This is a genomic window from Rothia sp. 11273D007AR (genome assembly GCF_053547255.1).
Window position 1 is genome coordinate 1 of record NZ_JBPPWJ010000022.1, and the last position, 26,112, is coordinate 26,112.

A 26,112-nucleotide genomic window follows, 5' to 3' on the forward strand; every position below is an offset into this window, starting at 1 on the left:
GGCAGAGCAATTGACTCTTAATCAATGGGTTCTGGGTTCGAGTCCCAGGGGGCGCACAGCGTAAGAAGCCCGACCGGCTAGCCGGTCGGGCTTCTTCTTTATTCATCCTGGTTTATCTACGTCTAGTCTTCAGGTGATACCCAATCTTTTGTGTGCGGGCTTCACCCTAGGGGAGGGCTAGAGCTCCCAGGCCTCAATGATGACGCGCTTAAAATCTTCAATATCAAGTGCCTGATCCAGCACGCCGCTACCCTCTGAGGTCTGGATGGTCATATGAGGCTCAAAGGTGAGAGAAAAAGAGGTGCCATTCGTGGATTCTAGCCCAAAGGAAAACTCTGAAAGGCTAAAGGTGCGGGCGGCATTTGTGTTGTCGATAGAAGTGGGAGTTCCGGTGCCACGAACTTCGGGTAGGGAGAGCGGGGCGATGACGGCCTCTCGCGGGGTATCCCTGTAGCCAATAAGGAAGTGGCTCTGGTTTTCTTCCTGATGGGATGCCAAATCGGGGTTGCGGTAGATAGATGAACCTGTAGCAAAAACCAGGTTGTAGGCCCCATAGTTAATAATCTGACTATCAAAGACAGTGTGTAGGGCCTTGGCAATTTCATTACTGGTGAGCTGGGGTTCAGTCATACCATCAGTCTACGTGCTATAGCTGAAGTCTTGGCTAGAAAAGTGCTACTGATTGCCTAAAAGTCTTTAAATGACGATGTGCAGCTTTGTGTCGTTTGACCAGGCTAGACCGCTTTACCTCTCCCCGTTGGTGTCTGAGGGGTGAGCTGGCTGTGTCACATTCTAAGACCGGTTTGACCGGTGTGCCCTTGAGCACCAAGAATAAAGGGTATGACAACACGCCAGCAGTCACAGATTATTCTTGTGGTGCGACTCGTGAACGAGTGCGCAGCATAAGTCTTTGATGTGTCTTACGGCGTGCGCACCCTTCGCTCAACCAAGCGGAGGGTTTTTTTCTAGGTTTATCCGCAACCCGGCACTACCTACACCCAACGGGCGCACCCACCGCTCACACACAAGATCATCTTCAGACCATCGCGAGGATCACCAATGACAGCGGGAAATCCCATCAACCCTGCAGATCTAGCTAAAAACCTGGGCAACCGTAGCAGCTCAGAAACCTCACCGGTAGAGCGCATGACCGGCTCTCAAGCCATCGTCCGCTCCCTCGAAGAACTGGGTGTTACCGATATCTTCGGCCTGCCCGGCGGCGCAATTCTGCCCACCTACGACCCCCTCTTTGACTCTGAAAAGCTCAACCACATCCTGGTGCGCCACGAGCAGGGGGCAGGGCACGCAGCAGAAGGCTATGCTATCGCCAGCGGTAAGGTCGGCGTAGCTATTGCCACCTCGGGCCCCGGTGCCACCAACCTGCTCACCGCCATCGCAGACGCCAATATGGATTCTGTGCCCCTGGTGTGCATCACCGGCCAGGTCTCTTCAAAGGTGATTGGCACCGACGCCTTCCAGGAAGCCGACATTGTGGGTATGACCATGCCCATCACCAAGCACTCCTTCATGGTGCGCGATGCCCAGGAGATTCCGCGCTGCATCGCCACCGCCTTCAAAATCGCTGCAACCGGCCGACCGGGCCCCGTCCTCGTTGACATTACCAAGGACGCCCAGCAGGGCATGATGGACTTCTCCTGGCCGCCCGCTAACATCGACCCCCGCGGCTACAATCCCGTCACCCGCGGCCACTCCAAGCAGATTCGCGAAGCAGCTAAGCTTATTACCGAGTCCCAGCGCCCCGTCCTCTATGTGGGCGGCGGTGTCGTCCGTGCTGAAGCATCTGACGAGCTGCTCAAGCTTGCTAAAACCATTGGTGCCCCCGTCGTCACCACCCTGACCGCCCGCGGTGCTTACCCCGACTCAGACCCCCAGAACCTGGGCATGCCGGGCATGCACGGTACGGTTCCTGCTGTAACCGCCATGCAGAAGTCTGACCTGCTCATTGCCCTGGGTGCCCGTTTTGACGACCGCGTCACCGGCGTCGTCTCGGAATTTGCTCCGCACGCCAAGGTCATCCACGTCGATGTAGACCCCGCAGAAATCTCAAAGATTCGTATTGCCGACGTACCCATCGTGGGGGATCTGCGCTACGTGCTTCCCGAGCTTAACGAGATTCTCGAGGGCGAGTTTGCCTCTGAACTTCCCGACCTTTCGGACTGGTGGAAGCTGGTTAACCGGTTCAAGGAAACCTTCCCGCTGGGCTACACCAAGACTGACGACGGCCTGGGCTCCCCCCAATACGTCATCGAAAAGCTGAGCGAGCTCACCGGCCCCGATGCCTACTACGTCACCGGTGTGGGCCAGCACCAGATGTGGGCAGCCCAGTTTATCCAGAGCGAAAACCCCCGCCACTTCATCAACTCAGCAGGTCTGGGCACCATGGGCTTCTCCGTCCCCGCCGCTATGGGCGTCAAGGTCGCCTTCCCCGACTCTGTCGTGTGGGCTATTGACGGTGACGGCTGCTTCCAGATGACCAACCAGGAACTGGCCACCTGCGTGCAGAACAACATTCCCATCAAGGTTGCCATTATCAACAACTCGTCCTTGGGTATGGTGCGCCAGTGGCAGAACCTCTTCTACGATGGCCGCTACTCCAACACCCACCTCAAGACCGGCATGGGTACCGAGCGCGTACCTGACTTCGTCAAGCTGGCTGAAGCCTACGGCTGCGCCGCCCTGCGCTGCGAGAGCGATGCGGACGTAGAAGAAACTATCAAGCAGGCCCTGGCGATCAACGACCGCCCCGTCGTCGTAGACTTCAACGTCAGCCCCGATGCCCTGGTCTGGCCCATGGTGCCCGCCGGTGTATCGAACGATCAGATTCAGATTGCTAAAGATATCTCACCCTCCTGGGGCGAAGATGAGGAGATGCTATGAGCCGCCACACCCTCTCGGTTCTTGTAGAAGATAAGCCCGGCGTGCTGGCCAGAGTCTCAGGTCTCTTTGCCCGCCGCATGTTCAACATTGACTCCCTGGCCGTTGGTCCCACCGAAGTTCCCGGCATCTCCCGCATCACCGTGGTGGTCGACGCCGAGGGCGTGCTACTTGAACAGGTCACCAAACAGCTCAACAAGCTGATTCACGTGCTCAAGATTGTGGAACTACCCGACGACCAGTCGGCCCAGCGAGACCACATTCTCATCAAGGTCAAGGCGGACGCAGCAGCCCGCATCCAGGTCACCCAGGCCGCCGACCTCTTCCGCGCCAAGATTGTGGACGTCTCTACCGAGTCCGTCATTATCGAGGCCACCGGCTCAGCCAATAAGATTAACGCCCTGCTTGAGGTACTTGAACCCTTTGGTGTCCGTGAAATCGTGCGCGCTGGCACCATCGGGCTTTCTCGCGGCCCCCGCTCCATGAGCGAAAAGGCCCTGCGCGGCTAGGGCAAGGGCTACCCAAAAATATCGTTCCAAAATATGAAACCTGCGTCTCAAAATCAGCCGAACCTACTAGGCTAGAGACTAACGGTTCATCACAACCAAGGTTTAGCAGCAGCTGCTGCCCCTCAACCGATCAAGGAGATCGAACACCATGGCAAAGATCTACTACAACGACGACGCAGATCTGGCGAACATCGCAGAACGCTCCGTCGCCATCATCGGCTACGGCTCCCAGGGCCACGCCCACGCCCTCAACCTGCGTGACTCAGGCGTAGACGTCCGCGTCGGTCTTGCAGAAGGCTCAAAGTCACGCGCCAAGGCAGAAGCAGAAGGCCTGCGCGTCCTGACCGTTGCCGAAGCAGCAGCAGAAGCAGACGTCATCATGATCCTCACCCCCGACCAGGTTCAGGCAGAGGTCTACAAGAACGACATCGCCCCCAACCTCAACGAAGGCGATGCCCTCTTCTTCGCCCACGGCTTCAACATCGTCTTTGGCTACATTGAAGCTCCCGAGGGCGTCGACGTTGCCATGGTAGCTCCTAAGGGCCCCGGCCACACCGTCCGCCGCGAATTTGAGGCAGGACGCGCAGTTCCCGCCCTGGTTGCCGTTGAAAAGGACGCCTCCGGCAAGGCCCTTGACCTGGCTCTGGCCTACGCCAAGGCAATGGGTGCAACCCGCGCAGGCGTCATTGAGACCACCTTCAAGGAAGAAGCCGAGTCCGACCTCTTTGGTGAGCAGGCAGTCCTCTGCGGCGGCGCCTCACAGCTGATCCAGTACGGCTTTGAGACCCTGACCGAAGCTGGCTACCAGCCCGAAATCGCCTACTTCGAGGTTCTGCACGAACTCAAGCTCATCGTTGACCTCATGATTGAAGGCGGCATCGCCAAGCAGCGCTGGTCCATCTCAGACACCGCTGAGTACGGCGACTATGTCTCCGGTCCCCGCGTCATCACCCCCGAGGTCAAGGAAAACATGAAGGCTGTTCTGGCTGACATTCAGGACGGCACCTTCGCCAAGCGCTTCATGGAAGACCAGGCAGCCGGCGGCCCCGAATTCAAGGAACTGCGTGCCAAGGGTGAAGCCCACCCCATCGAAGCAACCGGCCGCGAACTGCGCAAGCTCTTTGCCTGGAACAACTCCGTTGACTCAGACTACGTCGACGGCTCAGTTGCCCGCTAAGCCAAGCTACTCTCACCTGCACCAGCAGTGAATCTTTAGAGCCGGCTACCTCACCCAGACAGGGCAAGGTGGCCGGCTCTTGCCAACCCCCAGTAGTAGACTGGGGAGCGGATAGGCTACAGCCGTACGGTGAACTGTAGCCGCCCACCGCACGACCTGCTCATTTCCAGAGCCCCCACCAGCGGCGTCCTTAGGGTCCGAAGCGCCAGCTGCCCCCCTCCTCCAACCGTCACCCGCTATCTAAGGAAACCACCTGTGACTGCAAAACCCGTCGTTCTGCTCGCTGAAGAACTCTCACCTGCCACCGTTGAAGCCCTGGGCCCTGACTTTGAAATCCGCTCCTGCGACGGAGCCAATCGCGACGAACTCATCCCCGCCATCGCCGACGTCGATGCCATTCTGGTTCGCTCAGCCACCCAGGTCGATGCCGAAGCCATCGCAGCTGCCAAGAAACTCAAGGTCATTGCCCGTGCAGGTGTAGGCCTCGATAACGTAGACATCAAGGCAGCCACCAAGGCCGGCGTCATGGTGGTCAACGCTCCCACCTCGAACGTCATCTCAGCAGCAGAGCTCACCGTCGGGCACATTCTGGGCCTGGCCCGAAACATTGCCGCAGCCGATGCCTCCATGAAGGCTGGCCAGTGGAAGCGCTCCGCTTTCTCTGGTGTTGAACTCTTTGAAAAGACCATCGGTATCATCGGCCTGGGCCGAATCGGTGGTCTGGTGGCCGAACGCCTCAAGGCTTTTGGCACCGAGATTATCGCCTACGACCCCTTCGTCACCTCCGCCCGCGCAGCAGCCCTGGGGGCAGAACTGGTTGAACTCGATGAGCTGGTAGAGCGCTCCGACTTCATCACCATCCACATGCCCCGTACCCCCGAAACCCTGGGTATGATCAACGCTGAGAGCTTCAAGAAGATGAAGAAGACCGCCTACGTTGTCAACGTAGCCCGCGGTGGCCTCATCGACGAAGCTGACCTCGATGCTGCCCTGCGGTCCGGTGAGATTGCCGGTGCTGCCATCGACGTCTACGTCAAAGAACCGGCCAAGAACGTGCCCTTCGTCGAACTGCCTAACGTCGTTGCCACCCCCCACCTGGGTGCTTCCACCTTCGAGGCCCAGGAAAAGGCCGGTATCTCGGTGGCAAAGTCGGTTCGCCTGGCCCTTGAAGGCGACCTGGTGCCCGATGCTGTCAACGTCGCAGGCGGCGCCATCGACAAGGACGTCCGCCCCGGCGTCCCCCTGGCAGAGAAAGTTGGCCGCATCCTCACCGCCATCGGCGGCGACGAAGCCCTCACCCGCGTCGAGGTCAAGATCGCCGGCGAAATCGCCACCAAGGACGTCACCTCCCTCAAGCTCTCAGCCCTCAAGGGCGTCTTCACCGACGTCGTCTCAGATAAGGTTTCCTACGTCAACGCCCCCGTGCTAGCCGAACAGCGCGGCGTTGAGGTCGAGCTGGTCACCACCACCGATACCGAGTACTTCCGCAACGAAACCGTACTCACCGGTGCTCTCGCTAACGGTGAAGTGGTCTCCGTCGCCGGTACCGTCACCGGCCCCAAGCTCATCGAAAAACTGACCAACGTCAACGGTTACGATATCGAAATCCCCATCACCGACCACATGCTGGTGCTCGAATACGAAGACCGCCCGGGCGTCATTGCCGCTATCGGTACCCTGCTGGGCACCGCCTCCATCAACATCGCCGGTATGCAGGTCTCCCGCAACGACAAGAAGGCTGAAGCCCTCTGCGTCCTTGCCCTGGACTCAGCCCTATCAGCCGAGGTGCTCGAATCCATCAAGCGCGTGGTCAACGCCTCCCGCGCGGCGGTTATTAACCTGGCTGACTAGTAAAGAAGCGCGGGTGGGCTTTCCTGAAGCCGACTGGCTGGGGCTGGCATGAATTGGTCGAGCGCCCCAGCGCGAGACCAAGAAGGTTAGTCGGCCAGGGGAAGCCCACCCGCGCCTTTCCAACAGGGGAAATATCGTTCGCAGTGGTTGGTGTAAGCGGGTAAAGTGGTACCTATGACTTCTACCCCGTACTACATCACCACTGCGATTTCTTACCCCAACGGTGCCCCCCATATTGGGCATGCCTACGAGGTTATTGCCGCCGACACTATGGCCCGCTTCAAGAAGCTTGACGGCTTCGATGTGCGCTTCATGACCGGTACCGATGAGCACGGGCAGAAGATGCAGACCACCGCTGCCAAACAGGGCAAGACCCCCAATGAACTGGCCGACGAGAACTCAGCCCGCTTCCGCGCTATGGCTGATCTGGTAGGTGCCGACTACGACCGCTTCATCCGCACCACTGATACCGACCACTACGCTGCCTCTCAGGCCATCTGGAAGAAGATGGAGGAGAACGGCGACATCTACCTCGATAAGTACGCCGGCTGGTACTCTGTGCGCGACGAGGCCTACTACACCGAGGAAGAAACCGAGGTGCGCGACGGCGTCCGCTACGCCATCTCAACCGGCACCGAGGTCGAGTGGACCGAAGAGGAATCCTACTTCTTCCGTCTCTCCAAGTACGGCGACCGCCTGCTGGAGCTCTACTCCACCGAAGGCTTCGTCTACCCCGAATCCCGCCGTAACGAGCTGGCCGCCTTCATCAAGAACGGCCTGACCGACCTCTCCATCTCCCGCACCACCTTCGACTGGGGCGTACCTGTACCCGGCAACGAAAAGCACGTCATGTACGTCTGGGTGGACGCCCTGACCAACTACATCACCGGCCTGGGCTACCCCGATACCGAGGGCGAACTCTTCACCAAGTTCTGGCCCGCTGATCTTCACCTGATTGGTAAGGACATCACCCGCTTCCACGCCATCTACTGGCCCGCCTTCCTCTGGTCAGCCGGCCTTGAAATCCCCAAGCGGGTCTTCGGCCACGGCTTCCTGCTGGTTGACGGCGAGAAGATGAGCAAGTCCATCGGCAACGTGGTTGACCCTGCCGACCTAGTCGCCAGCTTCGGCCTGGACCAGCTGCGCTTCTTCCTGCTGCGCGATGTCTCCTTCGGCCAGGACGGCTCCTACTCAGCCGAAGGTATCAAGAACCGCATTAACTCCGACCTAGCCAACGACCTGGGTAACCTGGCCCAGCGCTCCCTCTCCATGGTCGCCAAGAACTGCGACGGTAAGGTTCCTGTCCACGGCACCTTCACCGCAGAAGATACCGCCATGCTTGAGATGGCAGCGGCCCTGTACGAGCCCGTCCGCGCTGACTTCGATGAGCAGGCCTTCCACCGCGCCCTGGAGCGCATCTGGCAGGTTGTGGGTGAAGCTAACCGCTACTTCACCGCCCAGGAGCCCTGGAAGTTGCGCAAGACCGACCTGGAACGCATGAACACCGTGCTCTACGTGACCGCCGAGGTACTCCGCATCGTCGCTACCCTCACCCAGCCGGTTATGCCCACATCCATGGGCAAGATGCTTGACCTGCTGGCGGTTGCTCCCGAGAACCGCCTCTTCGCAGCGCTTGATCAAGCCCTAGTGCCCGGCACCGAGCTACCCGCCCCGGCTCCCGTATTCCCCCGCTACGAGGAACCCAAGAACGCCTAGGCTACGAGCAGGGTATCCAGCAAACGTATAAGGACGCGGCCCCCACCTTTCGCGCGAAAGGCGGGGGCCGCGTCCTTATGCTTACACCCGAGAGGCTAGAACCAGCCGAGCTCAGTGACCTTGTAGTAGACCATCTGCGACAGGGCAATGTAACCCCAGCCGTTCAGGTGCAGGCCGTCGGAGGAATACAGAGACGGGGGAATCTGCCCGGCCTCGTAAGCCTTGCGGTCTTCGTCTGAAGACCAGACACCTGAGCCAGAAAGGGCACCGTAGCGCAGCCAAGACTCCTGGGTCGTTTCGCGCAGATAGGTTTCGGGGTTCATGAACTTAGTGCCATAGGTGCTTGCTGCCCACTCATTATAGGCTTTGACCTTCTTGACACGGTCAGAGTCGAGAGTATCGCCCCTCGATGCAAAGTGGCCCATCACGATGGTGCGCTCTGGGGCGAGGTCGTAGCATCGCTGGGTGTCCTGGGTGATGCGGTCGTAGTCGCTGATATTGTTACGGCCAATCTGCAGCACATGGTAAGAAGAGCGGCTAATCATCTCCTGGTAGGAGTAGAACCAGGCAGCCTCAGTATTGGCGGGAGCGTAGATTTCTTCACCGGGAACAACGCGGGTGAAGGTATAGGTACCCTCTGTAGTCCCTGCCTTGAGCACACCCGCTACACCGCCAACGTAGCCGGGTACATAGGCACTTACACCCCAGGCGACATAGGTGGCATCAGAAAGAGTGATATTTACTGTTCCGCTGGCCGGGATACGGTCGTTGGGGAAGGAGAGCTTATAGATGTTGGTTGCCACGCCTCGGCGGGCCGCAATCATGGTGGAGGTTTCGCCACCGCGGCCGAATTCTAGAATCGGTGCTGAAAGGTAGCTGCTGAGCAGGGCTTCCATGCTCGCATTGAACCCCGCAGGCACGCCCTGGTCGGCTTGGGCACCTTCGAAGGAGGAGCTACCCCACAGGGCCAGGGAGGGGCCGGTGACGGTGGGGTAGGTGAAATCTGAGGGGAAGACGCTGGCGGTTGCGTCTGCTGCGTGGGCGGTAGCGTTGATGGCTGCGGTTCCTGCTGCGGTGGCAACACCGGCCACACCTGTGAGTGCGGCAAAGCGCATGAGGCCACGGCGGCTGGTCTGAAGTCCTTGCTGGTCAAGGGAGGTCATGGCGTTTGTAGTCTGCTTTCTGTGACGAGGTCGTCGTGGATTCATTCGATGATTGTGGTGATGCTGCTTCTTCATAGTAGTTAGAATTGAGGCTGATTATCTAGGGAGGACGCCGTGTCATTACTTACGAACCGTTGTGTAAAAGGGCTCGCTGTGCTTGGTTGTTTCACAGCTTTAGGGTTGGCCGGGTGTTCTTCGCAGCCTCAGAACTTTGATGAGTTGACCGCAGAGACTGCCAAGACCGAGCACATTGACAGCTTGCAGTCCTGGATTTTCCCGCCTGCTGAGGCTGAGTCTGCCCGCCGGGCTTTTGTGGAGCGCTGTGTGGCTGAGGCCGGCGGTAGCTACAAGGAGCCCGAGGTTGGGCTGACCCTGGATTCGGCTGTCTACACGGGTCGCACCACCGAGGAGCTAAAGACCTCTGGTTACGGCCAGCTGCCTGCCGCTGAGGGGCGGGCGACCGCTAGCTTTGACCAGGCGGGGCTGGATGCCTACCTGGGTAAGGACGGCGAAGCCTTCACTGTGACCTTCATGGAGTACTCCAGCGGTGAGCTGAACTCGGCTGGCTGCATGGCCCAGAGCTACGAGTACATCTACGGCTCTGTAGAGCGCGGTGTGAAGGCGGCCCTGCTGGCCCCCGAGTTCGCCCAGGCTATTGAGACCAGCCTGCGGGCCGATGAGAACTACCTGGCCCTGCAGGAGTCGTGGGCTACCTGCATGAAGGACGCGGGGTTCGGCCAGGCCTCGAGCACCGACCAGGCAGCCTATAGCGCTAGCCTGCTGGGGGCTGATAGCGCCGAGAAGATGCTGCAGGCCGATATCTCCTGCCGTGAGAGCATTTCCTTTGACTCTTCTATCACCGATCTGAAGAACTCCTACTATGAGGCTGTCTACCAGCGTCTTGAGCAGTTCTCTGAAGAGCTCGAAGCGATTCACGCTACAGCCGGGGAGCGGGTTGCCGCTGATAAGACCGACCCCAAGAACACCTCATCGGTGACGGTACCCACTCCCACCGCTAGCCCCTCTGCCAGCTAGGGTAGGGGCGGGCGTCCGCTTCTCTGAGGGGCGGACGCCTGCCCCGCCCCGCTAGTTCACCTCCTGTAGGGCGGCAACCGGCGGTATGCGGGATGCTGACCGGGCCGGGAAAAAGACAGTGGCCCAGGCCAGGGCAAGGCCGCCTGCAATAATCGCTAGGTAGTGCCAGGCCTGCACGCTGTAGACCAGATTGAAGTTGTTGACAGCAAAAACCTGCAGCAGGAGTAGGGCAGTGGCAAGGCCGGCTCCAGCACCCCAGATGAGGGCAAAGACAGCTAGTAGCAGGGTTTCGTAGCTGACAGCGGCCTGCAGGCGACGGCTGGAGAGGCCGTTGATACGAAGTAGGGCGTAGGACCTGCGCCGCTGCTGGGTGCTCAGTAGCTGGGTGTTGGCAAGCCCCACGAGTGAGACCAGCAGTGAGGCCGATAGAAGCCCCAGAACGGCCCATAGAACTGAGCGCATATCACCCTGCAAGCGGGCTTTTTCGGTGGCTACGCCCGAAAGTTCACCCGCGTCGAGGCCGGTGATTTCGGCGATGGGGTTGAGCACAGAGAACCGGTCGCCCCAGCTGATGCCGGGGTCAAAATTAGCCTGGAGCAGGCCTGCTTCGGTGTTCTCTCCGGTGGGGTCTACCAGGTCTGTGCCGCTGATGAGGTTGCCATTCTGCGTGGTGATGAGGAAGCCGCGCAGCGTATCGGGGGTGATGCTGACGGTGAGTTCTATAGCGTCACGGGTTCCTTCGATGTAGAGCTGCTGGCCCTCCTGAAACCCGAAGGAATCTGCATAGGCCTGGCTCAGCAGCACCGTCTGCTCGGTCAGTTTCTGGCCGGTCTGCTCACCGTGTAGGCGGGTGAGGGTTTCGGGGTCTACGGAGTAGACCGTTGTACTGAACCAGCTATCGGACGAGGTCACCACACTACCCTGGGGCAGGGCCACAAGGGCAGCGTCCACACCGTTGAGCTGGGAAACCTGGCGCTGTATCTCCTGCAGGCGGGCGACGTCTGGTTCGGCAAGTACAGCTTCAACGTCGTAGGGGTAGTTACGGTCTAGTTCTTCCATGAAGCTCTGCTGCATGGTGGAATAACCGGTGAGGGCTGCGCTGACGAAGGCGGCGCAGATAAAGACCATACGCACGGTCACTGAGGCGGACGCCCGTGATTGGGCGATATTGCTGTGGGCCAGGGCCGCGGTGGAGTAGGGGCGGGCAAAGACCCGGAGCAGGGCGAGGCCCGGTGCGACGAGCAGGGGAGCTGCCACCACGAAGGTAAGGGCGGCCAGAACCGTAGCTAGCATGATGAGACCCGCATGGCTCTCCTGAAGCCCGGCTAGGACGCAGGCTGCTGTAGCCAGGGTGAGTACAAGGCAGAGGCCGATATAAGCCCAGGTGTGCCTGGTGCGGGGAGCGTTCGGAAGGTCCTGGTAGCCGTTGAGCGCCGCCACCGGCGGTATGGCGCGGGTCGCCCAGACCGGCTTGAGCACGGCGGCGAGGGTAACGAGCGTGCAGACCAGCATGGCCAGGATACCCGCTAGGGGGTTAAAGGTGATGCGGCCACTTTCGTTGAAAACTAGAGCGGCAAGGTAGGCGGTAATGATACCTGCGAGGGAGGAGAGCGCACCGAGTGCTGTTGCCTCAACCAGGAGCATGCGCACCACCGCTAGGCGGGTAGCGCCCAGGGTACGAAGCAGAGCCAGTTCACGGGAGCGGGCTGCCGCATGCACCTTGTAGGTGCTGGCGATGATGAAGGAACTCATGAGAAGTGAGAGAGCCCCAAACCCGAAGAGAATAGAGAGCAGGGCGGTGTAGCTACCCACTCCCTTACCGACATCGTTTCTGATCTGCTCTTCAACCGAGGAGACAGTAAGGGTGGGGGAGTTCGCAAGAGCCTGCTTGAGATCTACTAAGGATGTGGAGGCGGGGTCTTTGAGCTTCAGAAGAACCTGCTCGTAGATGCCGTCGGGGGCGTTCCCCCAATAGGCGTGGCTGCGTTCGATGTAGTTTGCTACACCGTTACCCGGTGTAAAGACCATATCTGGTCCCGCTCTGTAGCCTGCGGGGCGTTCGTAGATACCGGTGACGGTGTAGGCCGCCTGGGGGAGGGGCTCTGCCAGGTCGGTCTGCTCGGTTACGGTAGAAAGATCATCGAGGACGACCGCTCCGCCCACCCCTACAGAGAGAGCTTCGGCTACCCGGTCGGTAATCACTATCTGATGGTCGGACGTCGGCAGGCTGCCCTCTGTCAGGGGGTAGGGGAAGAAGGCCTCGGCGGGCATATCGGCTTGGGTGATGCTGTAGGTGCTCCCTGCCTGCTCGCCCTCGTCTGGTATGTGGATAACGGCATAGGTGGCGGCCATTGCCCAGGCCGATTCAACTGCGGGGAGACTTACTACCCGGTCAGCCTGCTCCTGGGTGAGAAGGTAGTCGGTGGCGTCCCCCTGAGTGAACCTATCGGTAGTTTCGACAACAGCATCGGCGGTGGAGTACTTCTGGCCTGCTGCCTGCCTCACCTCGTCATAGAAGGAGGTATTAATCAGCAGGACGGCCGTGAGAAAGAAAGCCGAAATCGCGATGCCGATAGAGGTGAGGGCAAAGCGCAGACGGTGTTTACCTAGATGAGAGAAGGCGACGGTGCCTAGAGTGGTGGCCACGCTAATCACCGAGCCTTGCAAGAGCTGAGAGCACACCGGTTTGGGTGGGGGCCTCAAGTCCGCCGGCTAATTGACCGTCCTTGAGCAGGAGGACCCGGTCTGCGTAGGAGGCCGCGAGCGGGTCATGGGTGACCATTAGAATAGTCTGCCCCTGCTCACGGCTGGCCTGTTGGAGTAGGCCCAGCACCTCAGCGCTACTTGCCGAGTCCAGGGAGCCGGTGGGCTCGTCCGCAAAAATGACGGCTGGGCGGGGCAACAGAGCCCGAGCAATCGCCACCCGCTGCTGCTGCCCACCAGAGAGCTGGGAGGGCAGGTGCTTGAGGCGGTCCTCAAGACCCAGGGCGCGTACCAGCTCATCGCGCCAGATGGTATCTACCGCCACCTTAGCCAGCCCCAGGGGCAGCTCCATGTTCTGGGCCGCGGTGAGCGTCGGGACCAGGTTAAAGGCCTGGAAGATAAAACCGATATTCCGGGCCCGAAACTCAGCTAGGGCGGCGTCTTTGAGTCCCGTCAGCTCTACGCCCTTGACCTGTACGGACGTCTGCTCCCCGGGGTCGGGGGCATCGAGAGTTGCCAGGGTGTGCAGCAGGGTTGACTTGCCGGACCCAGAGGGGCCCATGATGGCCGTGAACTTGCCCCGCTCAAAATCAATGGAAATGTTGCGCAGCGCGTGCACGGGGGACTCGCCCGCGTAGGTTTTAGAAAGATGCCGGGCAGAAACAGCGATAGGAATAGTGTGTGAGGTGCTCATATACCCAGTATGGCAAGGCAGTGGGGCAGGGCACATCGCACTATGGAGTGAAGCGAAAGGGGCGGGCCTCATACCTAGGTATGAAATAAGCTCGTATGAAATAGGCTCGTATGAAATAGGTTCCGCAGACTCACGCTCGCTGCCGACCCTCTCGCCCGATTCGCTTCGCTCATACGGCGATTCACGCCAGCCGCCGAGCCAGCAGCTTCGCTGTGAGTCTGCGGAACCTAATAATTTTCAGTATTGAAGGTTAAACCAGCCCCGCCTCGTAGGCGATAATCACTGCCTGCACGCGGTCGCGGGCCTCAAGCTTAGCCAGAATATGCGAGACATGGGTTTTGACGGTCGCCTCAGAAACAAAGAGCTGCTGGGCCATCTCACCGTTCGATAGGCCCTGGGCAATGAGCAAGAAGAGCTCGCGCTCGCGGTTAGTCAGACTGGCAATCTTCTCAGCGTGTTTCTGAGGTACCTGCTGGGTAGGTGCGCCCCCTGCCAGGTGGGGAATCATCTGCTCAAGCAGCCGCTTGGTGGCGCTGGGGGCGATGACGGCGTCCCCGCGCTGCACCGTCCGAATGGCTCCGAGAAGCTGCTCGGGTGGGGCGTCCTTGAGCAGAAAGCCGCTGGCTCCGCGCTGGACGGCAGCGTACACGTAGTCGTCGATGTCGAAGGTGGTCAGCATGACGACCTTGACCTCGGGGTGAGCGGCGATGATAGCGCCGGTAGCTTCAATGCCGTCGAGTACCGGCATGCGGACGTCCATGAGCACGACGTCCGGCCCCTGCCCCTGGGCTTGGAGCGCGGCAACCTGCTCGATTGCCTGCTGGCCGTCCCCTGCCTGAGCTACTACCTGCATATCGGCCTGGGAGCCAATCAGCATAGCTAGGCCAGACCGCACCAGTTGCTGGTCATCTACAAGAAGAACTCTAATCACGGTTTTACTCTATCGTTCCTGGTCATCGTTGGGGCTGGCTTTAGTTATGGTGTCTTTAGGGCACAAAAGGGATTTGGGCAAAGACCCTAAAAGACCCATCGGCTAGGCGGCCGTAGTGCAAGGTGCCGTGGTACATATCGACGCGCTCGCGCATACCCAGCAGCCCGCGGCGGGCACCGGGCAGAGGCTGGGTGGGCTCGGCCTGGGGCAGGTTGGTGATGTCGATATCCAGGGTCTGCTTACCCTCGCTAATGGTGACGGTCACCAGGGGAGTGCCCGGGCAGTGCTTGGCCACGTTGGTCAGGGCCTCTTGCACAATACGGTAGATGGTCAGGTCGGCACCCTGCGGCAGTTTCTCTTCAACCCCCGATACCGTGCTAAAGCGCACCGGTATGCCCAGCTTCTGGGTTTGCTCAATGAGCTGGGGGACGTTGTGCAGGGCCGGGAGGGGCTCAACGGTAGTGCCCTCATCGGTGCGCAGGACCCCCAGCAGGGTACGCATCTGTTGCAGGGACGACCGCGCCGCCTCAGAAATCGTGCCCAGGGCGGCTAGCTCCACGGGTTCATTCTGCGCGGACGCCCCCGCCCCGCTCCCAGCCTGCTGGGCAGCGGCAGCGTAGCGGGCGCCGTCCGCCTGGGCAATGATGACAGACAGCGAATGAGCCACGATATCATGCATTTCCCGGGCAATGCGGGCCCGCTCATCGAGGGCGGCAAGGGCCCGTTCCTGCTCCCGCTCGTGCTCTAGCTGGCGGTTCCGCTCAATTAGGGCCCGGTGACGGTTCTCGCGCAGCCGCCGGGAATCTCCAAAGAACCAGGCAATGGTAACGATGGCCGCACAGATAAAAGTAGCGGTGAAGGCAGTAGCGTAGAACTCAAAAACAGAAGGGTCATACACCAAAAAGGCACGGGCAAAAACAAAGCCACCGACCACTGACGCCACCAGAGCCGCTACAAAAATACCAAGACGCACCGGCCTCGAAAAATACCGCACCAGGTGGTACACCATCACCGGAGCAGCCCACCAAGACCCCACCGCCGGATACTGGGCCGGTATCGTCACCAGCAGGCACACCACCACCAGCACCACCACTAGCACAGGGCGCGAATACCTAAAATACAGACTCGACGTAGCAACCAGCCAGGCCACCAGATACACCAAAACCCAGGTACCCTCCATCAGAGAGAAACCAAAGGCAAAAGTTATACCCAGGGTCAGCACCTGCCCCAGGGCAACAGCACACGCATTCACCAGCCGCTTACGGCGCATCATCGCAGCTAGCTCAAACTGTAAGGTATCCACCCTCCCCAGTCTAAGAGCCAACCCCGCCGCACCCGGCGGCGCACCGGCGTCTGCACCCCAAATTCATACCGCAGTATGAGCGCCTAGCGCCACCGGCCGGGCAGTTTCGGTAGGCTTATACCCATGCAGTACATCTCAACCCGCGACGCATCCAAGACTCCCGCCCGCTTCACCGACATCCTGCTCGGTGGCCTAGCCCCCGACGGCGGTCTCTACCTGCCCGAAACCTACCCTGCTCTTGACGAGGCCACCCTCACCCGCTGGCGAACCGTTCTGGCAGAAGAAGGCTACGCGGCCCTGGCCGCAGAAGTACTGCAGCTCTTCATCGACGATATTCCGGCTGAAGACATCAAGGCTATGACCGCCCGGGCCTACTCCTACCCCAAGTTCGCCTCAGAAGAGATTGTTCCGGTGACCGAGCTGGAACCCGGCATCCTGATTGGCCACCTGTCTGAGGGCCCCACTGCCGCCTTCAAGGACATGGCCATGCAGCTACTGGGCGAGCTCTTCGAATACGAGCTGGGCCGCCGCGGCGAAACCCTCAACATTGTGGGCGCTACTTCGGGCGATACCGGTTCATCTGCTGAATACGCTATGCGCGGCCGCCCCGGCATCAAGGTTTTCATGCTCACCCCCGCCGGGCGCATGACCCCCTTCCAGCAGGCCCAGATGTTCGGCCTGGATGATGAAAACATCTTCAATGTTGCCCTCGACGGCGTCTTTGATGACTGCCAGGATGTGGTCAAGGCTATTTCTGCTGACTCTGCCTTTAAGGCTGAGAAGCGCATTGGCGCGGTCAACTCTATTAACTGGGCCCGCCTGATGGCTCAGATCGTCTACTACGTTTCCTCCTGGATTCGCGCTACCGAAAGCAATGACCAGAAGGTTTCCTTCTGCGTGCCCACCGGTAACTTCGGTGATATCTGCGCCGGCCACATCGCCCGCCAGATGGGTCTGCCCATCGACCGCCTGATTGTGGCCACCAACGAGAACGACGTGCTGGACGAATTCTTCCGCACCGGCGACTACCGGGTGCGCACATCAGCTGACACTTATGAGACATCCAGCCCCTCCATGGATATCTCCCGGGCCTCAAACTTTGAGCGCTTTGTCTTTGACCTGCTGGGCCGGGATGCCGAGCGGACCGCTGACCTCTTTGGCCTCAAGGTGCGTCAAGGCGGATTCTCCCTGACCGATGACCCGGCCTTTACCGAAGCTGCTGAGCGCTACGGTTTTGCCTCTGGCCGTTCAACCCACGCCGACCGCGTCGCCACCATTCGCGATGCCCACAAGCGCCTGGGTGTGCTGCTTGACCCCCACACTGCGGACGGTGTCAAGGTAGCCCGCGACTGGGCTGAGAAGGTTGATACCCCCATCATCTGCCTAGAAACCGCCCTGCCGGTCAAGTTCGCTGAAACCATTCTCGAAGCAACCGGCGCTGAGCCTACCATCCCCGAGCGCTTTGCCGGCATCATGGACGCCGACCGCTACGTCATTGACCTGCCCAACGATGTTGAGGCTGTCAAGGAGCTGATCGAGAAGAACGTCTAACCGTTCGCTCACCTCTTATAGAACCACATGCCTTGTTGAGCCCCGATTAAATTCAGGGGCTGGTGGCAAGGCATGTGGTTTCTTGTTGCTGGGCTGCTCGAACGCATGAGTTTCTCGGCAAAAGTCTTGAAAAGATAGATTCACGCGAGTATGGTGCAAATGTAATGACACTGTAATAACAGGAGCATTCATGACTGATACAACAATTTCCTTCCGCACCGATAGCGCCACTAAAGAAGAGGTGCGAAAACTCTACAACGACCTCGGCCTCGACCTCAGCACTGCACTGAATATGTTCCTAAAACAGTCGCTCGTTGATAACGGTCTGCCCTTCACTCCGCACCGCGAGAACCCTCTCAATGTACGAGCTCGCCAGGAAGCTGAGCAGCGGCACGGGAAGACCTTCACATCGGTTGAGGCTCTCATGGCTGATTTGACTGATGCTGACTAAAATCCACCGAACCAGCCAGTTCAAAAGAGATGCCAAAGCACCGCAAACCCCTCCTTCGTTTCTATATCAGTCACTTGTATAAATCGTGAGACTAGCTAGCGGGGGGGGGGTAATTTGATTGTTATAGTTTCCCTATGATCAGCGAAAAAGAGTTCTTTGCGGCGGTGCTGCGCCTGGCCAAGCCCCACACCCCAAGCGACCGTGAACCGAATGCAGCAGAACGCGAGGCAGCAATTGCTGCCCTTGAAGAAGCTCAGATAGTGCAGGCCTGCGACTGCGGCACCTGCCTGACCTACGACCTGCTTTACCCGGGCGAGCCCGTCAATCAGGACCTGCCCCGCACCTACCTGGCTGCAAACACCAAGGACGGGGACGCGCTCGTCCTCGCCCATCTGGTAGGGGATAAACTCGCTACCCTCGAAGTAGCCCCCACCGGTAACAAACCGGTAGAGGTGCTGCCGGCTATCGGCGACCTTACACCCTAAACCAATATATGAAACCATCAGTCAAAATATGGGCAAAGCTGCGCTCGCAGGACTAGCCTTAAACCATGACTGAAAACAGCTCCATCAACCTGGCAGTAATCCCCGGCGACGGCATTGGCCCCGAAGTAGTAGCCCAAGCCCACCGCGTCCTCACCCGCGCAGCCGAACTCGACAACATCACTGTCACCTCCACCGAATACCCCCTCGGTGCAGAGCACTGGCTCGCCACCGGTCAGACCCTCACCGAAGAGACCAAGACCGCACTCGCCCAGCACGACGCCATCCTCTTCGGCGCTGTGGGGGCCGACCCGCGCTCGTCCGCCGTGCCCAGCGGTCTGATCGAACGAGAAATCCTGCTCAACCTGCGCTTCTCTTTCGACCACTACATCAACCTGCGCCCCTCCCGCCTCTTCCCCGGCGCTGTTTCACCCCTGAGCAACCCTGGCGACATTGACTTTGTAGTCGTACGCGAAGGTACCGAAGGCCCCTACGCCGGTAACGGCGGTGTACTGCGCGCCGGAACCGACGCTGAAATCGCCACCGAAGTCTCGGTCAACACCGCCTACGGTATCGAACGCCTGGTGCGCTACGCCTTCGAGCTGGCCGCCAGCCGCGAGAAGAAAAAGCTGACCCTTATCCACAAGACCAACGTGCTGGTCAACGCTGGTGCCCTCTACAACCGCATCTTCACCAAGGTCGCCGAAGAATACCCCCAGGTCACCACCGACTACCTGCACATTGACGCAGCCACCATCTTCTTCACCACCGACCCCGCCCGCTTTGATGTGATTGTTACCGATAACCTCTTCGGTGATATTCTTACCGACCAAGCAGGTGCTATTACCGGCGGCATCGGTTATGCAGCCTGCGGCAATATCAACGCCGACGGCACCTACCCCTCCATGTTTGAGCCCGTCCACGGCTCTGCCCCCGATATTGCCGGGCAGAACAAGGCCAATCCGACTGCGACCGTCCTGGCAGCTGCCATGCTCCTGCGCCACCTAGGCTACGAGGCTTCAGCCGCCCGCATTGAGAAGGCCGTTGAAGCTGACCTGGCCGCCAACCCCGGCGCAACCCGCGCCACCGACGAAATAGGCGACGCAATCCTTGCCCAGCTGGGCTAAGCCCCTGACCCCACCGAAACCCGGTGGGGTCTTGCGTAAGCTAGCTAACAGAGCGAAAGACCCTGGGGTACCCTAGATAAGAGACCCCACGACAACGTTTGAAGGATGAGCATGTCACTCGAATTCACCATCAACCGCAACCCCAACCCCGCCAGTGCCGAACGACGCGCCGAGATCCTCGCCGACCCCGGCTTCGGTAACTACTTCACCGACCACATGGTGCGCATTGACTGGCGTGGCACCCACACCGACGGCGGTGAATGGACCAATGCCCAGGTCCTGCCCTACGGCCCTCTGAGCCTGGATCCGGCGGCTTCCGTTTTCCACTATGGCCAGGAAATCTTTGAGGGAATCAAGGCCTACCGCCAGGCAGACGGGTCCATCACCACCTTCCGCCCTGAAGAGAACGCCTCCCGTCTGAATAAGTCAGCAGACCGCCTGGTGCTGCCCAACCTGCCCGAAGAGCTTTTTGTTGAGGCTATCCGCCAGCTGGTCACCATTGACGCCGACTGGGTGCCTAGCGGTGACGGTGAATCCCTCTACCTGCGCCCCTTCATGATTGCCACCGAGGCTTTCTTGGGCATCCGCCCTGCCCACGAGGTTTCTTTCTTCATCATTGCGTCGCCTGCCGGTAACTACTTCGGTACCCCTAAGCCCGTTGATATCTGGCTTTCCACCACCTATGCCCGCGCTGGCGTGGGCGGCACCGGCGAGGCCAAGTGCGGCGGCAACTATGCAGCCTCCCTGGCAGCCCAGCTGGAGGGCGAGGCCAACGGTTGTAAGCAGGTCATCTTCAAGGATCCCAACCGCGATGACGCCATCGAAGAGCTCGGTGGCATGAACGTTTTCTTCGTCTACAAGGACGGACGCATCGTCACCCCCGAGCTGACCGGCACTATTCTGCGCGGTGTGACTCGTAAATCCATCATCAAGCTGGCTGAGGACCGCGGCCACACCGTTGAGGAACGCAAGATTACCCTGAGCGAGTGGCGCGAGGGCGTAGCTTCTGGCGAGATCACCGAGATTTTTGCCTGCGGTACCGCTGCCGTCATTACCCCCGTGGGTAAGCTCAAGGCCGCTGACTTTGAGATCCCCTCGGCTTCTGGCTCGGACGGCGGTGAGGTCACCATGGCCCTGCGCGAAGAGCTGGTAGGCATTCAGACCGGTAAGGTCGAGGACCGCCTGGGCTGGAACGTGAAGCTGGTCTAGTCTCTCTTCTGGTAGGTACCACCTAAATCAGAAACACCCACCAACTAGGTGGGTTTTTCTGATTTAAATGGTCTTTTCTAGTTGTTCTTGGACAGCGTCAGGACGCCCGTCAGGCCCAGTTGCGCGCAGAAGGCTTCGTCGTGGCTAACCACCAGCAGGGCACCCTCATAGGAGGCTAGCGCCTGAACCAGCCAGTCCACCGAGGCCATATCGAGGTTGTTGGTGGGCTCGTCCAGAATCAGCAGCTGGGGAGCTGGGCTGGCCAAAAGGACGGTTGCCAGGGCCACCCGGAAGCGTTCGCCACCGGAGAGAACACCCACGGGCAGGTGCACCCGTTCCCGGCGGAAGAGCAGCCGGGCCAGATCATCGCGGATTTGTTGCTCGGTGAGCGCCGGATTAGCTGTCGCCACTAGCTCTAACATGCTCTGCTCCTGGGGGAGTGTCAGTCGCTGGGGCAGGTAACCGGTATTGGCTACCCGGTAGTCGCAGGCGTAGCGGGCGGTTTCAGCAGCCTGAGAATCACCCATGATGGCCCTCAGCAGGGTACTCTTACCCGAGCCGTTAGACCCGGCTAGCCGCAGGCGCTCTGGGCCCTGGACAATCAGCCGCTCAGGCAGGGGAGTAGTAGCAGCCGCCCCGTCGTCCGCCTGCTCCTGCTCACCTTGGTGGGGGCTGGCGTCCGCACCGGTACCCTGCCGCAGGGTGAGTTCCAGCACCCGTTTACCTGCTGGCACCCGGGTGTCGGGCAGGTCAAGGTAGATGGCCTGGTCCTCGCGGATATCTCGCTCCCGGGCCTGCCTGGTGACAGTAGCGGCTTCCAGTCTGCCCTGGTGGGTCTGCCGAATCTTGGCCGCCGACCGCTGGGCTGAGGAGGCGGCCAGCCCCATCGACATACGCGAACCCCGCCGGTTAGCCTGGGCGGTCGCTCCAGCCCGGGCCGCGCGCGCCAGCTTGGTTTCTGCCTCGATACGCTCCCGGTTTTCCTGCCGCTCAACCTGCTTGGCCTCGCGCAGGTGGCGGGCGGCGGCGTCCTGCTCGCTGTCGATAGCCTGCCGGTAGGCGCTGTAGTTACCGGTGAAAGAGCGCAGGGTTCCCTGCCTGAGTTCCAGCACTTCATCGATCCGCTCTAGCAGGTCACGGTCGTGGCTGACCACGAGCACCGGGCAAGGCAGACTGTCTAGGAGTCGGTAGAGGGTGGCGCGGGCGTCGGCGTCGAGGTTGTTGGTGGGCTCATCCAATAGTAGGACGCCGGGGCGGGTGGCAACTAGGGCTGTGAGGGCTGCGGTGACGGCCTCGCCGCCTGAGAGCGTGCCGACGGTACGCCGCATGAGGGCATGGGCGTCGGTAGTGGTTAGGGCAGGAGAGAAGCCGGACGCGGCCAGGGTAGCCTGGGCTTGCTCGGCGGCGTCCCAGTTATCACCGATCCGGTCGTAGAGATCTTCGGAGTAGTCGCCGGCTTCTAGCGCGGTGAGGGCGTCGAGGACGTCGGTGATAGCGAAGAGGTCGGCGATGGTGGTCTGCGGGGTGAGCCCTAAATCCTGGGGCAGATAGGCGACGGTACCGGGCCGGCTGATGCTGCCGCTCGTTGGTTCTAGCGTGCCTGCCAGAATCTTGAGCAGGGTTGATTTGCCGGAGCCGTTATCGCCAATGAGGGCTGTAACCGGGGCACTGACAGCGCCGGTGAGGTTTTCAAAGCAGGGGGTGCCGTCGGGCCAAATCAGGCTGAGGCTGTTAAAAGAAAGGTGGGGTTCAGATACGGAAATAGGCATAAGGGTGCGATCCATTCAGCGTCAAAGAGGTGAAGTGCTGAAAACCGCGGTGAGGGTTTCAGCGTGGTCTAGAGAGCCGCTGAAAAATCCACTGGGGGGCCTTCCGTAGGGAACAAGAACTGGTGATTACTGTAGGACAGCGGGGCGGACGATGTCAACCTATAGAGGTAGGTACCATCTAAGTCAAAAAAGACCACGAACCAGGTGGTCATTTTTGATTTACCTGGTACCTTCTGGGGCGGGGGAGGCGAGTCCGGTAGTCTAGAACCATGCGCATTGCCCGATTTACCGTAGACGACACCCTGCACTTTGGCCTGGTTGAAGGTGAGCCCGGGGAAGAGACCATCACCGTTCTCTCCGGCGACCCTTTCTACACCGGCATCAACCCCACCGATAAGCGATACCCTATCGCCGACGTCCGCCTGCTGGCCCCCATCATCCCCCGCTCCAAGATCATTGGTGTGGCCCGCAACTGGCGCGACCACGCGTCCGAACTGGGCAACGAAACCCCCACCACCCCCCAGTTCTTCTTCAAGCCCAACACCTCCGTCATCGGCCCCGGCGACCCCATCGCCCTGCCCGAATGGTCAGATAACGTCTCCTTCGAAGGTGAGCTCGCCGTCGTCATCGGCCGCATCGCCAAGTCCGTGCCCCTGGACCGCGTGCCCGAAGTCATCTACGGCTTCACCGTCGCCAACGACCTGACCGCCCGCGATGCCCAAAAAACCGACATCCAGTGGGCCCGCGCCAAGGGCTTCGACGGTGCCTGCCCCCTCGGCCCCTGGATTGAAACCGACCTGGACACCGACGACCTCACCATCCAAACCTGGGTTGACGGCGACCTCAAGCAGGACGGCACCACCGCCGACATGGTCTTCTCCGTTGCCGAACTTGTCGCCGCCGCCAGTGAATACTTCACCCTGCTGCCCGGCGACGTGATTCTCACCGGTACCCCCGCAGGGGTAGGACGCCTGAGCGCAGGTAACGAGGTCGAGATTGAGGTTGAGGGTATCGGCTCCCTCATCAACACCGTCCGCGCCGAGTAAACTAGAACCTACGAACAGCTTTCAACTAGAAAGGGATGTGCCCGCATCCATGAGTGATTACGCTCTGAAACTCAACGACCCCAGCGAGACCCGCGTCCGCTTCTGCCCCTCACCCACCGGTACCCCGCACGTGGGTATGGTGCGAACCGCCCTCTTCAACTGGGCCTACGCCAAGCACACCGGCGGCACCATGGTCTTCCGCATCGAAGACACCGACGCTGCCCGTGACTCCGAAGAATCCTTCAACCAGGTGCTCGAATCCCTGCAGTGGCTGGGCATCAACTGGGACGAGGGCGTCGGCATCGGCGGCCCCCACGCCCCCTACCGCCAGTCAGAGCGTATGGACATCTACGCTGACGTGGTAGAAAAACTCAAGGCCGGCGGCTTCGTCTACGAAGACTTCTCAACCCCCGAAGAGGTCGAAGAGCGCCACAAGGCTAAGGGCGAAGACCCCAAGCTGGGCTACGACAACTTCGACCGCGACCTGACCGAAGAGCAGAAGGCCGCCTATCGTGCCGAGGGCCGTACCCCCGTGCTACGCCTGCGCATGCCCGATGAAGACATCACCTTCCACGACCTGGTGCGCGGTGACATCACCTTTAAGGCCGGTTCTGTACCCGACTTCGTGGTCGTCCGCGCCAACGGCAAGCCCCTCTACACCCTGGTTAACCCCGTTGACGACGCCCTCATGGGCATCACCCACGTGCTGCGTGGCGAGGACCTGCTGTCATCAACTCCCCGTCAGATTGCCCTCTACCGGGCCCTGGTTGAGGTTGGCGTCACCAGCTTCATCCCCGAATTCGGCCACCTGCCCTACGTCATGGGCCAGGGCAACAAGAAGCTTTCCAAGCGCGACCCCGAGTCCAGCCTCTACAACCTGCTGGATGCCGGTTTCATCAAGGAAGGCCTGCTCAACTACCTCTCCCTGCTGGGCTGGTCCCTTTCCCACGATGAAGACATCTTCACCATGGATCAGATGGTTGCCGCCTTCGACATCAAGGACGTTCTGGCTAACCCCGCCCGCTTCGACCTGAAGAAGGCAGAGGCTATCAACGGCACCCACATTCGTCTGCTGGAGGCAGAGGACTTCCGCAACCGCCTGGTTCCCTTCCTGCACAAGGCTGAACTGGTATCCGCTGAGAGCTTCGAGAACCTGACCGAGCGTGAGCAGGCCATTCTGACCGAGGCAGCCCCTCTGGTTCAGGAGCGCATGCAGCTTCTGGGTGAGGCCCCCGGCCTGCTGGGCTTCCTCTTCACCGCAGATGAGAACATCGAGGTTGCTGAGGACGCCGCCAAGCAGCTCAAGGAGTCAGCACCAGCAGTTCTTGACGCGGCTATCACCGCCGTTGAGGACCTGACCGATTTCACCGCCGCCACCATCGAAGCTGCCCTACGCGAAGCTATCGTCGACGGTCTTGAGATCAAGCCCCGCCTGGCCTTCGGCCCGGTGCGCACCGCTATGAGCGGCCAGCGCATCTCACCGCCGCTCTTTGAGTCCATGGAGATCCTGGGCAAGGATTCCTCTCTTGCTCGCCTGAAGAAGCTCCGCGCTTCGCTGGCCTAAAAAATTTCGAGGTTTAGCTCACGCACCGCCCCGTGACCCCGCCTAGTGGGGGAGCGGGGCGGTGCTTTTTATAAGACCTGGGAAGAGAGAAAAGTGGGGAAGTAGGACGCCCGCAGCGGCTTTTTCAGGAATTTTTACAAAAATTTTGGGGCCAAAAACCGCTAGAAATAAGGGTAAACGCGGGGTGAACTACTTGAATGTGAGCCAGCTCTACGGATTTCGAGTTGCACGCCCTCAAAAGCTCGTATAGAGTTATTACTCGTTGCGGCGATGAGTTCCGAAAGGAAAACAAGCCGGAGCAAATAATAATGGGATATGGTGTAATTGGCAACACTACGGTTTCTGGTACCGTCATTCTAGGTTCGAGTCCTGGTATCCCAGCGAACATCTTGGTTCAAGATGTTGCGGCCCCATCGTATAGCGGCCTAGTACTCCGCCCTCTCACGGCGGCAACACCGGTTCAAATCCGGTTGGGGTCACAGGCTAAAATCCCTCGCTTCATTCGAAGCGGGGGATTTTTTCGTGTGTCTGAATGCAACATGTTGCGGTGGCCTCCAAATGTGGCAGCGCCATCGCCACATATGGCGGTAGGCGCCACATTTGCCCCGTGCGCCTGTGTTCTTAGAAATGGCACAGATTACACCCTTCCAGCTTGTGCGTAGGTAAACAGTGTGTGTATAGTTTTATCTGTTGCCGGAAACGGCGGCAGCTCGGAAGAGTTTCGGCCCCATCGTATAGCGGCCTAGTACTCCGCCCTCTCACGGCGGCAACACCGGTTCAAATCCGGTTGGGGTCACAGGCTAAAAGCTCCACATCCAGTAGGATGTGGAGCTTTTCTTTTGCCCACAGAGTCATTGGCGGGTTATAGGCAGAAAAGTGTGTCCCACCCCGGGCGCGTCACCCACCACGACCACCCCAACCACGCCGCACCACCAC

20 protein-coding genes and 3 tRNA genes are annotated in these 26,112 nt (G+C 60.0%); 16 read left to right on the forward strand and 7 right to left on the reverse strand.

From position 1 onward, the window contains the following. Positions 1 to 177: 177 nt before the first annotated feature. Positions 178 to 630, reverse strand: coding sequence for a hypothetical protein (locus ACED88_RS10375; RefSeq protein ID WP_237198553.1), 453 nt, complete (start codon positions 628 to 630; stop codon positions 178 to 180). 429 nt (positions 631 to 1,059) lie between these two features. Between ACED88_RS10375 and ACED88_RS10380 the strand changes: the two genes are divergently transcribed. From ACED88_RS10380 to metG, 5 genes are all read left to right on the forward strand, one after another. Continuing rightward, on the forward strand, positions 1,060 to 2,898 hold the full coding sequence (locus tag ACED88_RS10380) for an acetolactate synthase large subunit (protein ID WP_449109544.1): 1,839 nt from the start codon (positions 1,060 to 1,062) through the stop codon (positions 2,896 to 2,898). Continuing rightward, positions 2,895 to 3,404, forward strand: coding sequence for an acetolactate synthase small subunit (ilvN, locus tag ACED88_RS10385; protein WP_237194253.1), 510 nt, complete (start codon positions 2,895 to 2,897; stop codon positions 3,402 to 3,404). The genes ACED88_RS10380 and ilvN overlap by 4 nt, the downstream gene beginning before the upstream one ends. Before the next feature lie 148 nt (positions 3,405 to 3,552). Continuing rightward, on the forward strand, positions 3,553 to 4,581 hold the full coding sequence (ilvC, locus tag ACED88_RS10390; protein WP_185174491.1) for a ketol-acid reductoisomerase: 1,029 nt from the start codon (positions 3,553 to 3,555) through the stop codon (positions 4,579 to 4,581). Between the two features lie 255 nt (positions 4,582 to 4,836). Further along, a complete protein-coding gene (gene serA / locus ACED88_RS10395) occupies positions 4,837 to 6,432 on the forward strand; it encodes a phosphoglycerate dehydrogenase (protein WP_449109545.1) in 1,596 nt (531 codons plus the stop codon). A 174-nt stretch (positions 6,433 to 6,606) separates the two neighbouring features. Then, positions 6,607 to 8,148 (forward strand): methionine--tRNA ligase, encoded by a 1,542-nt coding sequence (metG, locus tag ACED88_RS10400; protein WP_449109546.1) that lies wholly within the window; start codon positions 6,607 to 6,609, stop codon positions 8,146 to 8,148. Between the two features lie 95 nt (positions 8,149 to 8,243). On the opposite strand, the gene ACED88_RS10405 is transcribed toward metG, so the two are convergent. Continuing rightward, positions 8,244 to 9,311 (reverse strand): hypothetical protein, encoded by a 1,068-nt coding sequence (locus tag ACED88_RS10405; RefSeq protein WP_449109547.1) that lies wholly within the window; start codon positions 9,309 to 9,311, stop codon positions 8,244 to 8,246. Between the two features lie 219 nt (positions 9,312 to 9,530). On the opposite strand from ACED88_RS10405, the gene ACED88_RS10410 reads away from it, so the two are divergent. Continuing rightward, on the forward strand, positions 9,531 to 10,346 hold the full coding sequence (locus tag ACED88_RS10410) for a hypothetical protein (RefSeq protein WP_431463917.1): 816 nt from the start codon (positions 9,531 to 9,533) through the stop codon (positions 10,344 to 10,346). Between the two features lie 51 nt (positions 10,347 to 10,397). Here ACED88_RS10410 and ACED88_RS10415 read toward each other — a convergent pair whose 3' ends face one another. The 4 genes from ACED88_RS10415 to ACED88_RS10430 form a co-directional block, all read right to left on the reverse strand. Next, positions 10,398 to 12,992: an FtsX-like permease family protein gene (locus tag ACED88_RS10415; RefSeq protein WP_449109548.1), complete on the reverse strand. Its 2,595-nt coding sequence runs from the start codon at positions 12,990 to 12,992 to the stop codon at positions 10,398 to 10,400. Position 12,993: 1 nt separating this feature from the next. After that, positions 12,994 to 13,743: an ABC transporter ATP-binding protein gene (locus ACED88_RS10420; protein ID WP_449108323.1), complete on the reverse strand. Its 750-nt coding sequence runs from the start codon at positions 13,741 to 13,743 to the stop codon at positions 12,994 to 12,996. A gap of 250 nt (positions 13,744 to 13,993) precedes the next feature. Continuing rightward, positions 13,994 to 14,620, reverse strand: a complete 627-nt coding sequence (locus ACED88_RS10425) for a response regulator (protein ID WP_449108333.1) — start codon at positions 14,618 to 14,620, stop codon at positions 13,994 to 13,996. Between the two features lie 109 nt (positions 14,621 to 14,729). Next, positions 14,730 to 15,977 carry a sensor histidine kinase gene (locus tag ACED88_RS10430; protein ID WP_449109549.1) on the reverse strand — a complete coding sequence of 416 codons (1,248 nt, stop codon included), beginning with the start codon at positions 15,975 to 15,977 and terminating at the stop codon, positions 14,730 to 14,732. Between the two features lie 123 nt (positions 15,978 to 16,100). Here ACED88_RS10430 and thrC point away from each other — a divergent pair, with 123 nt between their 5' ends. From thrC to ACED88_RS10455, 5 genes are all read left to right on the forward strand, one after another. After that, the gene (thrC, locus tag ACED88_RS10435; RefSeq protein WP_449109550.1) at positions 16,101 to 17,528 is read left to right on the forward strand and encodes a threonine synthase; all 1,428 of its coding nucleotides are present in this window, start codon (positions 16,101 to 16,103) and stop codon (positions 17,526 to 17,528) included. Positions 17,529 to 17,718: 190 nt separating this feature from the next. Continuing rightward, positions 17,719 to 17,979 (forward strand): type II toxin-antitoxin system RelB/DinJ family antitoxin, encoded by a 261-nt coding sequence (locus tag ACED88_RS10440; RefSeq protein WP_449108326.1) that lies wholly within the window; start codon positions 17,719 to 17,721, stop codon positions 17,977 to 17,979. A gap of 134 nt (positions 17,980 to 18,113) precedes the next feature. Next, complete coding sequence (locus tag ACED88_RS10445) at positions 18,114 to 18,464, forward strand: hypothetical protein (RefSeq protein ID WP_449108327.1); 351 nt, start codon at positions 18,114 to 18,116, stop codon at positions 18,462 to 18,464. Positions 18,465 to 18,529: 65 nt separating this feature from the next. Beyond that, a complete protein-coding gene (locus ACED88_RS10450) occupies positions 18,530 to 19,588 on the forward strand; it encodes a 3-isopropylmalate dehydrogenase (RefSeq protein WP_449108328.1) in 1,059 nt (352 codons plus the stop codon). A gap of 111 nt (positions 19,589 to 19,699) precedes the next feature. Continuing rightward, positions 19,700 to 20,797, forward strand: coding sequence for a branched-chain amino acid aminotransferase (locus ACED88_RS10455; protein WP_449108329.1), 1,098 nt, complete (start codon positions 19,700 to 19,702; stop codon positions 20,795 to 20,797). A gap of 77 nt (positions 20,798 to 20,874) precedes the next feature. Here the strand turns inward: ACED88_RS10455 and ACED88_RS10460 are convergent, their stop codons facing one another. Further along, positions 20,875 to 22,566, reverse strand: coding sequence for an ATP-binding cassette domain-containing protein (locus ACED88_RS10460; RefSeq protein WP_449108330.1), 1,692 nt, complete (start codon positions 22,564 to 22,566; stop codon positions 20,875 to 20,877). A 269-nt stretch (positions 22,567 to 22,835) separates the two neighbouring features. Here ACED88_RS10460 and ACED88_RS10465 point away from each other — a divergent pair, with 269 nt between their 5' ends. The 5 genes from ACED88_RS10465 (at position 22,836) to ACED88_RS10485 (ending at position 25,972) form a co-directional block, all read left to right on the forward strand. Continuing rightward, positions 22,836 to 23,612, forward strand: coding sequence for a fumarylacetoacetate hydrolase family protein (locus tag ACED88_RS10465; protein WP_449108331.1), 777 nt, complete (start codon positions 22,836 to 22,838; stop codon positions 23,610 to 23,612). Positions 23,613 to 23,661: 49 nt separating this feature from the next. Further along, positions 23,662 to 25,176 (forward strand): glutamate--tRNA ligase, encoded by a 1,515-nt coding sequence (gene gltX, locus ACED88_RS10470; protein ID WP_449109551.1) that lies wholly within the window; start codon positions 23,662 to 23,664, stop codon positions 25,174 to 25,176. Positions 25,177 to 25,485: 309 nt separating this feature from the next. Next, positions 25,486 to 25,557: transfer RNA gene (locus ACED88_RS10475), tRNA-Gln, on the forward strand. A 25-nt stretch (positions 25,558 to 25,582) separates the two neighbouring features. Continuing rightward, a tRNA-Glu gene (locus tag ACED88_RS10480) sits at positions 25,583 to 25,655 on the forward strand. Between the two features lie 244 nt (positions 25,656 to 25,899). Then, positions 25,900 to 25,972 (forward strand) — tRNA-Glu (locus ACED88_RS10485). The last annotated feature ends 140 nt before the right edge of the window (positions 25,973 to 26,112 follow it).

Coding starts and splice junctions, on each gene's coding strand:
- ACED88_RS10465 (WP_449108331.1), top strand. CDS start 22,836: ATGCGCATTGCCCGATTTACCGTAGACGACACCCTGCACTTTGGCCTG.
- ACED88_RS10455 (WP_449108329.1), top strand. CDS start 19,700: ATGTCACTCGAATTCACCATCAACCGCAACCCCAACCCCGCCAGTGCC.
- gltX (WP_449109551.1), top strand. CDS start 23,662: ATGAGTGATTACGCTCTGAAACTCAACGACCCCAGCGAGACCCGCGTC.
- ACED88_RS10420 (WP_449108323.1), bottom strand. CDS start 13,743: ATGAGCACCTCACACACTATTCCTATCGCTGTTTCTGCCCGGCATCTT.
- ACED88_RS10425 (WP_449108333.1), bottom strand. CDS start 14,620: ATGCTGATTGGCTCCCAGGCCGATATGCAGGTAGTAGCTCAGGCAGGG.
- ACED88_RS10380 (WP_449109544.1), top strand. CDS start 1,060: ATGACAGCGGGAAATCCCATCAACCCTGCAGATCTAGCTAAAAACCTG.
- ACED88_RS10405 (WP_449109547.1), bottom strand. CDS start 9,311: ATGACCTCCCTTGACCAGCAAGGACTTCAGACCAGCCGCCGTGGCCTC.
- ACED88_RS10445 (WP_449108327.1), top strand. CDS start 18,114: ATGATCAGCGAAAAAGAGTTCTTTGCGGCGGTGCTGCGCCTGGCCAAG.
- ACED88_RS10460 (WP_449108330.1), bottom strand. CDS start 22,566: ATGCCTATTTCCGTATCTGAACCCCACCTTTCTTTTAACAGCCTCAGC.
- ilvN (WP_237194253.1), top strand. CDS start 2,895: ATGAGCCGCCACACCCTCTCGGTTCTTGTAGAAGATAAGCCCGGCGTG.
- ACED88_RS10440 (WP_449108326.1), top strand. CDS start 17,719: ATGACTGATACAACAATTTCCTTCCGCACCGATAGCGCCACTAAAGAA.
- ACED88_RS10375 (WP_237198553.1), bottom strand. CDS start 630: ATGACTGAACCCCAGCTCACCAGTAATGAAATTGCCAAGGCCCTACAC.
- ilvC (WP_185174491.1), top strand. CDS start 3,553: ATGGCAAAGATCTACTACAACGACGACGCAGATCTGGCGAACATCGCA.
- metG (WP_449109546.1), top strand. CDS start 6,607: ATGACTTCTACCCCGTACTACATCACCACTGCGATTTCTTACCCCAAC.
- thrC (WP_449109550.1), top strand. CDS start 16,101: ATGCAGTACATCTCAACCCGCGACGCATCCAAGACTCCCGCCCGCTTC.
- ACED88_RS10450 (WP_449108328.1), top strand. CDS start 18,530: ATGACTGAAAACAGCTCCATCAACCTGGCAGTAATCCCCGGCGACGGC.